The organism is Romboutsia faecis, assembly GCF_014323405.1.
GTDB lineage: Bacteria > Bacillota > Clostridia > Peptostreptococcales > Peptostreptococcaceae > Romboutsia_E > Romboutsia_E faecis.
Map to the genome: position 1 here is coordinate 339,661 of NZ_JACRWE010000003.1, position 14,605 is coordinate 354,265.

The window sequence follows — 14,605 nt, forward strand, 5'->3', positions numbered from 1 at the left end:
GTATACTTAGATAAGCCTAAGTATACACCTTATAATATACATTATTTTCTACTTAATGTATATCTTTGAAACTCTTTTTCCAATTGCTGTTAACGTTTCATTGTTGATAGTATTAGTTACTTCACTTATTGCATCTATTGAAATATATCCCCCTTTATCTTCTCCTATTAAAGTAACAGTATCACCAATTTTTAAATTTTCTATATTACTAACATCTAATATCATTTGATCCATACATATATTCCCTATAATTTTGGCAACATGTCCATTAATCAATACTTTAAAATCATATCTTGATAGTCCTCTTGGATACCCATCTGCATAACCAATAGTAGCTACTGCAATTTTCATATCTCTATTTGATGTAAAGTTATTACCATATCCTACAGTTTCAGATTCATGTATAACTTTTACTGATGCAATTTTTGTTTTTAAAGAAAGTACTGGCTTAAGAGATAATTCATCAAGTGTTTTATCATAAGGAATACTTGAAACACCATATAGTATTATTCCTGGTCTAACTAAATCACATTTTAAGTTCTTGTAATTTGTAATACCATAACTACTTTGAAGATGTATCTTACCTACATCTATATTACTTTTTTCTAATATATCTATTATCTTATAAAACTTGTCAATTTGACTATTTGTAAAGTTTACATCTTCTTCTAATAGACTATCTGCTCTAGATAAATGACTAAATGTACCTTTTATATTAAGCTTTTCATTTTTATAAATTTCAATAAGTTCTTCTATGTCTTCAATTTTTGTACCTAATCTATTCATTCCAGTATCTAATTTAATATGAACATCTAATATACCTTCATTTTCACATAGTTCTTTTGCATAGTTTATATCAACTATAGTTTGAGAAATATTATAGTAGATTAAGTCTTTTTTACGTGAAGTAGGAGTGTATCCAAGAACCAAAATTTCACCTACTATACCGGCTTTTCTAAGTTCAATAGCTTCATCTATACAAGCTACCGCAAAATGCATTATTCCTAAACTTTGAAGGTATTTTGATACTTCTACTGCACCATGACCATATGCATCGGCTTTTACTACAGCCATTACCTTACAGTTATTATTTAGTAATGATTCTATTTGAAGTAAGTTATGTTTTAAATTTGAAAGATTGATTTCTCTATATGCTCTTAAATCTTCGTAGTTTATATTTTCTGTACTATTCATTTCAATCTCCTTGTATAATTTCTTTTATATTTTTCTTGGTTTGATATTAATCAATAATGTCGATATGATAATCGATAGTAAGGTAACAATAAGGTAATTAATTAAACTATTATCTATTATAAAATTACTAGTTTTGGTAATTTTCCCAATTACTCTTGCTACTACTATCATCATAGGATGTAGTATATAAACATATAAGCTTAGTTGTCTTAAGCTTTTAATTTGTATATTTTTCAATTGTAAGCATATTCTAAATAAGAAATATACAGATGGAACTAGAAACAACGTCATACTGTCATGTTTAGGTAAGTTACATATTTTTAATACTGTTGATTCTATAGCAAATAGTAAAAAGAAAATTATAAATATCTCTAAATCTCTTTTTAATAATTGATCTACTTTATCTTTGTTATATAAACATAATAATTGATAACCTAAAGTAATATATATTGGAGCAAAGAATAACCCATTTCTAGTATACTTAAATATCAAAAATAATTTATCGTATATATATTTTAAGAAATCTATATCATTAGATATTCCATAATAACTGTCTCCAAATAAACCTATAATATATAAAGCTATAGAAATAATTAACGTCTTATTTAATCCTAAATTACTTATTAGTAAATAAACTATAATCATACCTAATATTAATGCAGGAAGATACCAAAGATGATACATAGTTCCATTAAATATGAAGTCTTTTAAGAAGCTTATTATACTGTTATTATCCTTGAAGTACCCATTATATAAATTAATAGGAATATAAATAACTATTGAAAACAGATATAATTTGAAAATTTTTTTTATATAATTAAGTAAAAGTTTGTTATTTTTTACTTTATCATCACTTAGTTTTATTGAAAATAAGTATCCAGATGATATAAAAAAGAATGGCACTGCTAACCTTGAAATTATTCTAGTTAATATAAAGTTTGCAAAATCACTATAAGTAATTAATGGATCTGTATGAATTGTAATTACAAGTAATGCTGCTATAAACTTAAATAAGTCTATTTGACCAAATCTTACTTTCTCATTCACTTTTTCATAATGCATAGCTATTCATCCCCATATCTTCAAATAAAGTGATTATAAAACCATCAATATTATTACCAGATACATGATATTTTTTATTCTTAGATAAGTTTATTTCTATTATCTTATCTTTCATTTCAATATAAAATATCTCTATTCTTAAGTTATCTTCTTCTATTTTTAAATGATTAGTATTGTATTCAAATTTTCTTAAAAAATCTATATATTCTTCTAAACAATAATTATATTTATTAATCAACTTTGCATGAGGTATACCCACATACCTAAAATGCCATTTTTCTTCTGATATTTTTGTTATACTTTCTTTATCTTTTTTGTATCTCATTATGAAGCCATATTCTTCGGCTAAATCTTTAAAATTCTTACATATCCCATCGTGAGGAAAAGATGGACAGATAAAATCCACATTTTCTACTACTTCACCAAGATCAATTGCTAATCCAGTTTGATGTTCACTTTCTCTTGGCCTTGCAATATATTTTTGTGTGAACTCTATTCCATTTTCTAATATTGAATTATTATATATTTCTTTTTGTTCTTCTTCACTTCTATAACCACTAACTGCTACAAACTTCTTTTTTGCATTTATCGCATCAATTAATTTTAATAACGGCTTATTAATTTCTTGACTAATATATATTGGTTGTCCACCGTAAATTTCAAAATATAAGCTATCAACAGGGAGTAAATTTACTCCCATTTGTTTAAATTCATTATCCTGATTAACTAATATTAAGTCACCCGAATGTAAATCTTCTTCTGTCAATTTTAATGTGATATATTCTTCTATTAACATACTCATAATCAGACTTCCTATATTGATGGAGTTTCGACTAATTCATTTATTAAAGTAACTTCAATTAATTTATCTATTAGTTTCGTATAGCTAAGTCCTATTAAGTCCATCATTTTAGGATACCTACTACTTCCAGTAAATCCTGGTATTGTATTTACTTCATTAAAGAATATATCTCCGTTTACATCAATAAACATATCTACTCTTGCCATTCCTTCACAAGATAGTAATTTATATATTTTAATAGCGGTTTTCCTTACTTCTTCAGCTTTAATATCACTAATTCTCGCCGGTGCATGGATTTGTGATGTTTCTAAAGTATACTTTTCATTAAAATCAAAGAATCCTCTTGATAATTCAATTTCGTCAACTCCACCAACTATAAGATTATTTTGACCTAAAACTGCACATCCAACTTCAAAACCATTTACCGCTTCTTCTATTACAACCTTATTGTCATGTATAAATGCCTTTTTTATAGCTTCATTTAATTCACATAAATTTGATATTCTTGTTATACCTATTGAAGAACCTGATTTTGCAGGTTTAATATATAATGGAGTATTCATGTTTTTTTCTTTTATTTTTTCTATTACACTATCATCTTCTTCAAATATCGTTAATGATTTTGCTACCCTTATTCCAGCTTCTCTTACTATGTTATGAGCTATTGCCTTGTCCATACAAATTGCTGATGATAAAGTCTTACATCCTATAAATGGTATTCCTGATAATTCTAGTAACCCTTGAAGTGTTCCATCTTCTCCAAACTTACCGTGTAATATAGGGAATACTACATCTACTTTTACTATTTTTGTTTCATAATTATTTATTTCTATAAATCCTTTATGGCTTCTGCATGGTGATATAAATGCTTCTTTACAGTCTTTATGATTAAACCATGTATTGTTTCTTATTTCATCTGTTGTTCCATTGAATCTTAACCATTTTCCTTCTTCAGTTATCCCTATCATCATAAGGTTGTATTTTTCTTTATCTATATTATCTATAACTGCAGATGCAGATTTTAAAGATACTCCATATTCATTTGATTTTCCGCCAAATATTATTAATACATTTTTCATTTTTATTCTCCTTGGTTTTTAATTATTTAAGTTTTTTGTTATGAGTTTATTCTATTTGATAAATCTTAAATAATTTATAAGTAAATCTTAAGTTTTCTTAAGTTACATTAAATAACAAAAAGGTAGATATTCAAAGCTTTATAATTTCTTTGAATATCTACCTTTTACAATTTTAATATTATTTATACTGCTATTTCTATTGATTTTTCTCTATGAGACTTAATTTCTTTACTAATTAAAATGAATGTAACTATGAAAGAAATAGTATCTGCTATTGGTTGAGCAAACCATACACCATTTAAACCAAAGAATCTTGGTAAAACAAGCATCATTGGTACTAATAAAATTACTTGTCTTAGCAAACCTAAAAACATTGCTTGCTTTGCATTACCAATAGACTGAATGTAATTAGAACCTATCATTGATAATCCTATTAATGGCATCATAAATAAGTATTTTCTAATTCCATCTACTGAAATACTCACTAACTGAGCGTCGCTATTAAACATTTTTACTATTGGCTCTGGTGTAAATTGAACAACTAGCCATCCTAGAGTTAAACCTAAAGTAGCTGCTGTTGCTGCTAGTTTTAAAGTTTTCTCAACTCTATCATATTTCTTGCATCCATAATTAAATCCGATTATAGGCTGTGCACCTTGACTTATACCTATTATTGGCATACCTACTATTGTTATTATTGAGTTTATAGTGGCCATAGCTCCTATTGCTAAATCTCCACCATAAGTTTTAAGTGCATTATTACATATTATCTGAACACAGCTTGCTGCTAATTGCATAGCAAAAGGTGCTGCACCTATTGAAAATATAGTAATAACTAAAGATTTGTCTAACTTTAAGCTATCTTTTCTAAACTTTAAATTTGCCTTTCCTTTTAAGAAATACGATAATCCCCACATAGCTGTTATAAATTGAGATGTTATAGTGGCGATTGCTGCACCTTGTATTCCCATATTAAATCCAAATATAAATACTGCATCTAATATTATATTTGTAACACATCCAACAACCATGATTGTTGCTGAAAGCTTTGGATTTCCATCTCCTCTTATAATATGGTTGAAAGCAAATGCTATTAAGTTAAATACACTTCCTAATAATATTATATTTATATATGATTTTGCATAATATAAACTATCTACACTTGCGCCAAATAGTTGTAATATTTGATCAGCAAATATTAATCCTACCATTGTTATTAATAATCCTACTATGATTGCTAAAACAATAGCATTTCCGACAAGCTTTTCAGCTTCATCTTTTTTACCTTGACCAAGTTTTATAGATATATTTGTAGTAGTACCTATACCTATAAGCATACCAAATGCTAATATTATAGTCATTATGGGTAATGTAACACCTAATCCTGTAATTGCTAGTGGACCAACTCCTGGTATATTTCCAATAAAGATTCTATCTACTACATTATATAATCCATTTACAACCATTCCTATAATTGCTGGAAACGAGTATTTAAGTAGAAGTTTGCCTACAGGCTCTGTTCCTAATATTTCTTGATTCTTATTCATAAATTCCCCCTATTTAGTTTTTATATATACAATTTTAAAATACTAACTAGCTGATATACAACCATACTAATATCATTTTACTTTTGCACACAATGTATTATATAGCTTTTTAGTTGCCTTTGCAACTATTATTTTAAACTTCATATAAAAGTTGATTAATAAAAAATAGAATTTCTAAAAGTATTTCTAGAAATTCTATTTTTTATATAAATTATTTTATATCATTGGTGCTTGGTTATTCATTGAATATCCATCGGTTCTAACATCACTCATATCAAATCTATCTTCTTTTATTTTAACCTTGCTTAGTTTTCTAATTGACCCATAAGATTCTTTTACTGATAGTTTATCTCCTCTTCCTGAAATAACCCATAAAACCTTATATCCTCTAGGGATTACGCTTAATCTACTTTCCCCTTCTCCGTCTGTAAAGTATACTAATAAGTTAATATTTTTATTATTAGCATACTCAAATACTGGACTAAACTTAGTTCCTCCACGTATATTAATTCTATCTTTAACATCTTTTATAGATTTAACTTTATATGCTCGCCTTATTTCATTATCACATTCTACAATAGTAATTTCATGATTATAATTTTTTACAATGCTTAATACTTCTTTAATAGCTTGCTTAAATTCCTCATCACTAATGCTTCCACTTATATCGATTGCAACAACAACTTCGGCTTTATGGCTTCTTAGTTCTCCTCTTAAATCTAATCTATGCGGTTGTCTCCTATTTCTTCTTGTTATCGTCTTCTTTTTATTACTTTCAACAGTTCCCATTAACTTTTTTAGATATAAATTCCAAGGAAGTTCTCCTTTGTTATTTTTAATTAATTCTATTAACTCATTTAAATATGATGGATTCTTACCTTTATTTGATTGATTAACAAATTTTTCTGTAAACTCTTTTAGTGTTTTTTCATCAATTTCATCTGAATCTTCCCAAATATCATGAGTTTTCTCTGGATCATAATCAGCTGTTATGCTTTCATTATTATTAGCATCATTTTCTTCTCCATCTTCATCTTCTTCTTGTAAATCTAACTCTGTTTGAATTTTATCAACATAGTATTCAAAAGTTTCATAAGGCTCAAGTTTTAAAGAGTAATTAACATTTACCCACTCTAAGGTAGTAGCATATGGTGGAAGATTATCTAAATATTTATTTACTACTATATCCATTGCCATGTTAATAGCTAACGTACTGTATCTACTATTCAAATCTTTTGATCTTAATAAATGTTGTGATATTATATGAAGGATTTCATGTTTGATGCTAGTTTCCATTTGTTTTCTATTGAGTTGTAAGAAAATTAACGGATTAAAGTATATAACATATTTAGCACCTTTAAAATTTACAGCAGTTGGACTACTTATATCAAATCTTATATCTCTTGACATTTGAAATAAGAAGTATCCATAAAAGTTATCATTATCTTCCATTAAACTTAAATTAACTTTATCTATAAGTTTAAAAAATTTACTTTTATAATCTTTTGGTATATCTATTTCAAACTTTTCACTATTTTTATTTGCCTTTATCATAGTAGCAGTATTAATAATTTCATTTGCATTTATAAAAAGTTCTTCTACTTGTTTGTTAAAATTATTTTTCATAAATTAGCCCCTTATTGAACTATAAGACTCAAAGTAAGCTTCTACAAATTCTTCATTTTCAATAGCTACATTATACACTTTAGCATAAGTATTTTTCATATCCTTCATAATGCCTACCATTAAATCTATTGGATATGTTTTTAAGAACTTTACAAATCTATTTATATAAAAACTACTATCATAATTCTCATCATTTATATTTGCTTCTAATTTTTTTAGTATATTCATTGCAGATAAATAAAGTCTTGTATGAGTTTCGTTATTTACTTTTTCTATAACACTTTCATTTAAAATATCTCCTGAGAATACATCTTCAAAAGATATTAATGGACTGTGATTTGATTCAATAAAACTTATAAACTCCTCTGCAATAACCTTACCTACATTACCTTTTATAACATTTAAAAATACTGTTCTTGGAATTATATCCATCTTATTCTTATATTCTTTATAAGTTTTAGACACTCTTTCATAACTTCTAGGTGTAGCTCTTACATCATCTTCATTCACCTTATGTAAATATTCAGGGAATGTAGATATAAATTCTATAACCTTTTGTTCAATTCCAGCATCTATAGCCCAGCTTAACCATTGTGTATAGTCTGGCTCCATATTTAACCAAACAAATCTATTTTCTTGTGCAGCATCCATATCTACAACTTGATAATCAAAATCTGAACCATATTTACTTGATGGGTTCATTGCTGCTAATATTTTCACATCATCATGTAATTTATATCCATTTATTTCTCTATTTAATATTAAGTTCATAAGCTCTTGTTGTACTGTATGTTCACAGCGATTTATCTCATCTATAAATAAAAGAACACTATTTCCTTTAGATATTTCTTTATCAATTTCCCTTAACTTATTATGAACAGCATATACTGTTGCTTTCTTTTCTATTTTATCTCCATTAGAGTTAGTAGTTAAATAAGATTCTATAGTTGGAAGTCCTCCTATTTCACCTTCTTTAAGTAAGTTACCATCTATAACTATTAAACTCCAATTATTTTCCTTAGCAAGTGTTTTAGCTAAAGCTGTTTTTCCGATTCCACTCTCACCAACTACTAAAGGTACTTCTTTAGTAGATAATACTAAGTCGACGCTTCTTAATGTCTCTATAAAATTCATCGTTATCTCTCCTAAATCATCTTAAGTTTTTCATCTACTGATATTCTCTTAGCTTTTTTGCTTCCATATTTATAAATAAACATAATTTTATCTATTTTAAAAATATTACTCTCTTTATCTATCGTACTACAATTTAAAAAATCTCTTATATATTTTTCAGATATATCTTCTTTTGATATCACCTCTTTTAATAATTCTTCTAACTCATCTTTTGTAATTATATTTGATACTTCACGTTCTATATATTTTATAACTAAGATATTTACTTTTATAAACTCTAGTATTTTTTCTTTATCTAAATTATTTATGAAACTAATAGCAGCCTCATTATTTTTAATAGCTATTATTTGTGAATTAAAACTTGGTGATTTTATATATCTTAATGCATCATAGCTTATTTTTACTGCTTCTTCTTGGACACTTTCATAAGGCTCTTTAATGTGTTTTATTGAGTCATAGTTTTTTCTGACTGCTAATAATTGTAATTCTTCACTAGGATTTTTCGCATATTGTATAGCCCATCCAGCTTGATTTATGGCTAATTTAATTACATTCTCAGTTGGATTTTTTATATAATCTAATATACTCCATCCTTCACTTACTACTTTTATCATCATTTCTTCAGTTGGTTTATCTATGAACTTGATTGCTCTTGGATTATTTTCTATAGCTAAATTTTGCATTTCTATTGTAGGATTATTTATATATCTAAGCACTAGTCCATCTTCTTTAATAGCTAATATTTTCATTTCATCTGTTGGATTACTTATTGTTTTTATAATAGAAGGATTTCTTTTTATTATTTCTATAAGTCTTGATTCATCCATTGTGTACCTCCCCTATCTATTATCTTTTTCCTATTATATATATATACTTTTTCAGCAAATTTAAACATAATAATTACATTAAATATTAATGCCTAATTATTCTATATTTTTTATAACTATATTGTATTAACTTGTGAATTAAGCAAGCATAGTAGTATATCACTTTTTAGAAAAGGTAAAATAGATAATAGCATATACTTATATCCTATTATATTAGCATCCTTAATAATGCCAATAATTAACCTTTTTATTTTGCAGTTATCTTGATCAATTTTTCTTAATACTATACATTTAGCTATTTTATTATCTAACTTGGTTATATACAACCTTCAATATGAAATCCGTAGCTGTCATTTTTTGCTCTTATATTTTTTTATTTTTATTATATTTCCTACTAGGAGTTTTTCTAAGGTTTTAATATAACCATGACTTAAAATTTAACTTAATATATTTTTTGTGATTTTCCTAAAATAAAAAAGTAGAGTGTAATAATATTTACACTCTACTTTTTTATTTAATTAAACAGTTAATTTACTTTAAAATCTGTTTTAAATTAAACGTATTATCTTACATTTCTTGTAATTGAGGCGTATAATATATTGGCGTCTCCTCTTTTGATAATTTCTTTGATAATATTATAAAATATGTTACACATAGTATAATTTGTACAAATGTAGACATAGGAGTTGCAAGACCTACTTTAAACAATGATACTGGTAATATTTTACTCATAAGATATGATACTGGTATTCTTATACAAAATGCACCTATTATTCCTTGTATCATTACAAAAGTCGTTTTTCCACAACCATTGAAGTAACCTACCATACAGAACATTATTGCAGTAAGTAGGCAATCTATTCCGTATGCCTTCATATATTCCCAAGATGCTAAGACTACTTCTCTATCTTTTGAAAACATCCCTGATAGTAAATCTCCATGGAAAAACGTTACATAGAACATTACAACACCACAACATAATGAAGTTGAAATAGCATAAAGAAGTACTTTTCTAGTTCTATCATATTTTTTAGCTCCATAGTTTTGTGCTACAAATGCAGATACTGCTTGAGAGAAAGATGATGGTATAAGCATTATAAATCCAACAAGTTTTTCCGCGACTCCAATTCCTGCTGAAGGAATTACTCCTATTGAGTTACCTATAATCATAATTGCAAGGAAAGATAAATGTACAAGTCCATCTTGTAAAGAAATTGGTGCACCGTATTTAATTATTTTTGAAGTTATGCCTTTATGAAATTTTATACTTTTTCTAGAAAATTCAAATGGAAGCCCACGCTTTTTAATAATACCTAGAGATAATATTACACTAATAGCTTGAGCCATTATTGTAGCCAGTGCTGCACCCATAGCGGCCATTTTGAATAATCCAACAAATATTAAGTCTCCTATTATATTTATAACACATGCTATTCCTACTGTAATAAGTGGAGTTTTGGAATCACCTAATCCTCTAAATACTCCTCCTATAATATTATAAGAAACTATGAAAACAGCACCTGAAGAACAAATTTTTATATATGCTACAGTATTATCAAACGCTTCTTTTGGAGCATGCATAAAAGTTGATATAGGTGATGCAAAGCTAACTACTAATATAGTAATAATTACCGATATAACTATAAATATTGAAATACCACTTCCTACAACATATCCTGCTTCCTTAGATTTACCTTCACCAAGTTTTTGACCTATTAATATAGTAATACCCATAACTAGACCCGTAATCATAACAGTAATCGTTGTCATTACCTGACTTCCTGTTGAAACTGCAGATACGTCTGCTGCACCGCCAAATTGGCCTACTATAAGTAAATCAATTGCACCATACATAGTTTGTAAAAATAGTGTAAGTAATATTGGTATAGTAAATTTTAATAAAGGTGAAAATATCTTACCCTCTGTAAAGTTTGATACTTTTGACATATTTCAATCTCCTACTCTTATTTATGTTTTGCACAAAACAATATTTTTATAAATATAACCGTTTTAAAACTTCAAACGGTCATTCTAGATTATTTCTTATTTTAGAAAGAACTCTTTGGAATATTTCTATTTCTTCTAGAGTTATATTTTCTGATAGTTTATTCTCAATTGAGTCAATTGCCTCAGAAATTTTTTCATTAAGTTTAATAGACTTTTCAGTTAAAATAATTTTCTTTAAACGAGCATCCTCTGTTACTGGAACTCTTTTTATTAAGTTACTCTTTTCCATATTATTCAACATTAAGCTAATAGATGAACGTTTCAAGTCAAATTCTTTCTCTAAGTCTTTTTGGAATATTTCTTTTTTATTGCATTGATTAAAAATAAAGTCTATTACATAAGCCTGTGATACAGTTAAATTGTCATCAATTGAACTAATTACGGCAGAATCCATCTTCCTTGAGATTATATGGTCAATTTTACTTATATCAAGACCTAGTTTAAGCTTATTAATCATGGAAATACCTCCATATGTAAATTTGTTTTGTACTAAACTATAATAACTATTATGTTTATATCTGTCAATATACTTTATTATAACGTATTAAATATGTACTCAGTTTTAATTTTTTATCAATAGCATGTACTCTACACCAGTATGCTTGGATAACCTCTTGGCTATCAACAGTAAATTATTCCACTAATAATTAAAACTACTATTAATAAACTACAAATTATGCATTCTTTAATTCGTTTGACTTCATAATAAAATCTCTCAATATCTAAATAATAATGTTACAAATAAAAAATTCAATAGAATCTCTATTGAATTTAAAGTAATATATAAAATTATTTAGATCTTCTATTTACAATTAAAAAGCTATTTTGCTTTCTAATAAACTCTTAATTTTATCAAAATCTTCTATTTTTATTATTATATTTCTATCTATAAAACCCTTACCAATTCTTATTATTTTTTTATTTTTAATAAATAAAGGTTCTTTATACTTTATTTCTTCAATCTTATTAATATCAATAATTAAACCATCATAAAAAATAACCTTATCATCTGTTACTAAACTTGTACTAAATATTGCTTGAACAATCATTAAAATTGAAACAATAAATAAAATTATACAAGTAAATATAAGCATTCTATAGGAGTAATCAAAGTTATTTATATAATTTATTATATCTACAATACTATAATTTTCTATTGGATATATATTTAATAAAGATTTTAATGATATTAACATACTTAAAATTAAAAGTAATAAAACTAAAATCGTTACTTTATTATTTTCTTTAACTTTAATACAATTCATATTTTTATGCTTTATTTTTTTTATTAGTATCATCCTAGTAAGGTAATCTGTTATATTCTCTATTATAATAACTATAGCCATCCCTATTGTCGATAAGGATGCTATTATTTTATTTTCTGTAAATAATGATGTCACCCCTAATATGACCAAAACAGTATTTAAAATTTTATTTTTTATGCTCATTTCATACTCCCTAATTTAATATATCCCATTATTCTCAATTGGATATTAAAGTTTAATATATAAAATAGATTATCTAATTTTGCTTATCATCACTTATACTCTATTTTACTTATACTCTATTTTATTAATTGGTAAAAATATAGAGAAACTTGATCCAACTTTCTTATGGTTAATCTTAATATATCCACCTTGCTTAGATACTATCTCTCTAGTCAAATACAATCCAATACCTATACCCTCTACATCACCAACATTTTTGCCACGATAAAATCTACTAAATAATTTTGGTATTTCCTCTTCATCAATACCTATTCCATCATCTTCAATATCTATCCTCACAAACATTTCATAACTTCTAACTACAACCTCAATATTCCCATTTTCTGGAGTATACTTTACTGAATTTTCAAGTATGTTGAAAATAGCTTCTGCAGTCCAATTTATATCATGAATAGTATCAACCTTATCTATATTTTCTAACTTAATATGTATATTCTTATTTCTTGCTTTTTTCTGTACTTGACTTATAGCAAATAGTACGGTGCCATTTAAGTCATCTAGCTGTGGTCTTAAATTTATTACTCCACTCTCCAGTCTAGACATTTTTATCATACTTTCCACCAAAAAACTAAGTCTATCTAGAGACATCATTATAATCTCATTGAATTCCTTACGTTCTTCATTACTTAAACTTTCATCTTGTAAAAACTCTCCGTACATTTTTAAATTTGTAATAGGCGTTTTTAGCTAATGAGCAATATCTGAAATTAAAGATTTTATTTCATTTCTATCATTTTCAATTCTTTTATTTTTCTCTGTTAGTATATTAGCAAGCTTTATTGTTTGATATTGTAGTTTAGAGAAGATTGTATCATCCATAGTAGAAAATACTACTTCATTTTTCATATCTATAATAGTTCCTAACATATCTGATAAATCTATGAATATATCTTCCATATAACTTTTATATAATCTTTCTTGAATAAATATCATACTAATTATAAATAATGAGAAGATAAGTAGACCTAATGATATATTAATTTTTTTCAAAATCAAACCCACCCATATATTAAATCCTATTGTTACAGCTATAAATATAAGCTTATAAGTCATATTTAATTTACTAAAATTCTTTTTCACAAGCTATTCTCCAAAGACGTATCCAATGCCAAATACAGTTATTATATATTTACAATTTTTAGGATCTCTTTCTATCTTTTTTCTAAGACGTCTTATATTTACACTTAATGTATTATCATCAACATAGTTACCTTTATAATCCCATATTTTATCTAATATCATTTCTTTTGTCATAACTTTTCCTTTATTCTTTGCTAGTAATTCTAATATCTTATATTCAGTTGCTGTTAAGTTAACATCTTTATCATTTAATTTTACTTCAATTTTTTCAAAATCTATTTTTAAATCTTTATATTCAAAAACATTATGGCTAACACCTTTTTGCATTCTTATCATGGCATTAATTTTATGTTTTAAAACTTCTACTGAAAAAGGTTTTGATATATAATCATCACATCCAGTTTCAAAGCCTTTGACCATATCTTCTTCTGTATCGTTTGCTGTAAAAAAAACAATTGGAAAATTTACTTTCTCCCTAATTTCTTTACAAAGTTCTAGTCCACTTCCATCTGACAAGTTAATATCTAGAAGTAAAAAATCTATTTTATTCTCATTATTTAATATTATCTCTTTTCCTTCTATTTTAGAGTATGCTGATATAACATCATACCCTTCTCTTTTTAGTGCAAATGAAACACCACGATTAAGTATTTTATCATCTTCTACAATTAAAATTGAATTCATATTATCATCTCCCCCTCTCATTATAACAAATTATAGCAAAAATGGTAGGTTATAA

At 26.2% G+C, this 14,605-nt stretch carries 14 protein-coding genes; all 14 read right to left on the minus strand.

Annotated elements, in window-relative coordinates:
* Positions 1-48: 48 nt before the first annotated feature.
* The 14 genes from vanT to H8923_RS08210 all read right to left on the minus strand — a co-directional run bounded on the left by vanT (position 49) and on the right by H8923_RS08210 (position 14,550).
* A complete protein-coding gene (gene vanT, locus H8923_RS08150) occupies positions 49-1,194 on the minus strand; it encodes a serine racemase VanT catalytic subunit (RefSeq protein WP_153971283.1) in 1,146 nt (381 codons plus the stop codon).
* A 24-nt stretch (positions 1,195-1,218) separates the two neighbouring features.
* Positions 1,219-2,256: an acyltransferase family protein gene (locus H8923_RS08155; protein ID WP_153971284.1), complete on the minus strand. Its 1,038-nt coding sequence runs from the start codon at positions 2,254-2,256 to the stop codon at positions 1,219-1,221.
* Complete coding sequence (locus tag H8923_RS08160) at positions 2,246-3,058, minus strand: D-alanyl-D-alanine carboxypeptidase family protein (protein WP_153971285.1); 813 nt, start codon at positions 3,056-3,058, stop codon at positions 2,246-2,248. The genes H8923_RS08155 and H8923_RS08160 overlap by 11 nt, the downstream gene beginning before the upstream one ends.
* An 11-nt stretch (positions 3,059-3,069) precedes the next feature.
* A complete protein-coding gene (vanG, locus tag H8923_RS08165) occupies positions 3,070-4,143 on the minus strand; it encodes a D-alanine--D-serine ligase VanG (protein WP_187127900.1) in 1,074 nt (357 codons plus the stop codon).
* Positions 4,144-4,319: 176 nt separating this feature from the next.
* Positions 4,320-5,684, minus strand: a complete 1,365-nt coding sequence (locus tag H8923_RS08170; protein WP_153971287.1) for an MATE family efflux transporter — start codon at positions 5,682-5,684, stop codon at positions 4,320-4,322.
* Between the two features lie 216 nt (positions 5,685-5,900).
* Positions 5,901-7,310: a vWA domain-containing protein gene (locus H8923_RS08175; RefSeq protein ID WP_153971288.1), complete on the minus strand. Its 1,410-nt coding sequence runs from the start codon at positions 7,308-7,310 to the stop codon at positions 5,901-5,903.
* Between the two features lie 3 nt (positions 7,311-7,313).
* Positions 7,314-8,444, minus strand: coding sequence for an ATP-binding protein (locus H8923_RS08180; RefSeq protein WP_153971289.1), 1,131 nt, complete (start codon positions 8,442-8,444; stop codon positions 7,314-7,316).
* An 11-nt stretch (positions 8,445-8,455) separates the two neighbouring features.
* Complete coding sequence (locus H8923_RS08185) at positions 8,456-9,271, minus strand: hypothetical protein (RefSeq protein ID WP_153971290.1); 816 nt, start codon at positions 9,269-9,271, stop codon at positions 8,456-8,458.
* A 567-nt stretch (positions 9,272-9,838) separates the two neighbouring features.
* A complete protein-coding gene (locus tag H8923_RS08190; RefSeq protein ID WP_153971291.1) occupies positions 9,839-11,218 on the minus strand; it encodes an MATE family efflux transporter in 1,380 nt (459 codons plus the stop codon).
* Positions 11,219-11,297: 79 nt separating this feature from the next.
* On the minus strand, positions 11,298-11,735 hold the full coding sequence (locus H8923_RS08195) for a MarR family winged helix-turn-helix transcriptional regulator (RefSeq protein WP_153971292.1): 438 nt from the start codon (positions 11,733-11,735) through the stop codon (positions 11,298-11,300).
* 355 nt (positions 11,736-12,090) lie between these two features.
* On the minus strand, positions 12,091-12,726 hold the full coding sequence (locus tag H8923_RS08200) for a hypothetical protein (protein WP_153971293.1): 636 nt from the start codon (positions 12,724-12,726) through the stop codon (positions 12,091-12,093).
* A gap of 105 nt (positions 12,727-12,831) precedes the next feature.
* Positions 12,832-13,461: a sensor histidine kinase gene (locus H8923_RS17315; protein ID WP_317982853.1), complete on the minus strand. Its 630-nt coding sequence runs from the start codon at positions 13,459-13,461 to the stop codon at positions 12,832-12,834.
* A gap of 12 nt (positions 13,462-13,473) precedes the next feature.
* On the minus strand, positions 13,474-13,866 hold the full coding sequence (locus H8923_RS17325) for a hypothetical protein (protein WP_243139921.1): 393 nt from the start codon (positions 13,864-13,866) through the stop codon (positions 13,474-13,476).
* Positions 13,867-13,869: 3 nt separating this feature from the next.
* On the minus strand, positions 13,870-14,550 hold the full coding sequence (locus H8923_RS08210) for a response regulator transcription factor (RefSeq protein WP_153971294.1): 681 nt from the start codon (positions 14,548-14,550) through the stop codon (positions 13,870-13,872).
* Positions 14,551-14,605: the final 55 nt, after the last annotated feature.

Excerpts from the sequence above, each read along its gene's own strand:
- H8923_RS08160 (WP_153971285.1), bottom strand. The coding sequence starts at position 3,058 with ATGAGTATGTTAATAGAAGAATATATCACATTAAAATTGACAGAAGAA.
- vanT (WP_153971283.1), bottom strand. The coding sequence starts at position 1,194 with ATGAATAGTACAGAAAATATAAACTACGAAGATTTAAGAGCATATAGA.
- H8923_RS08175 (WP_153971288.1), bottom strand. The coding sequence starts at position 7,310 with ATGAAAAATAATTTTAACAAACAAGTAGAAGAACTTTTTATAAATGCA.
- H8923_RS08180 (WP_153971289.1), bottom strand. The coding sequence starts at position 8,444 with ATGAATTTTATAGAGACATTAAGAAGCGTCGACTTAGTATTATCTACT.
- H8923_RS08190 (WP_153971291.1), bottom strand. The coding sequence starts at position 11,218 with ATGTCAAAAGTATCAAACTTTACAGAGGGTAAGATATTTTCACCTTTA.
- H8923_RS08195 (WP_153971292.1), bottom strand. The coding sequence starts at position 11,735 with ATGATTAATAAGCTTAAACTAGGTCTTGATATAAGTAAAATTGACCAT.
- H8923_RS08155 (WP_153971284.1), bottom strand. The coding sequence starts at position 2,256 with ATGCATTATGAAAAAGTGAATGAGAAAGTAAGATTTGGTCAAATAGAC.
- H8923_RS08185 (WP_153971290.1), bottom strand. The coding sequence starts at position 9,271 with ATGGATGAATCAAGACTTATAGAAATAATAAAAAGAAATCCTTCTATT.
- H8923_RS08210 (WP_153971294.1), bottom strand. The coding sequence starts at position 14,550 with ATGAATTCAATTTTAATTGTAGAAGATGATAAAATACTTAATCGTGGT.
- H8923_RS08200 (WP_153971293.1), bottom strand. The coding sequence starts at position 12,726 with ATGAGCATAAAAAATAAAATTTTAAATACTGTTTTGGTCATATTAGGG.
- H8923_RS08170 (WP_153971287.1), bottom strand. The coding sequence starts at position 5,684 with ATGAATAAGAATCAAGAAATATTAGGAACAGAGCCTGTAGGCAAACTT.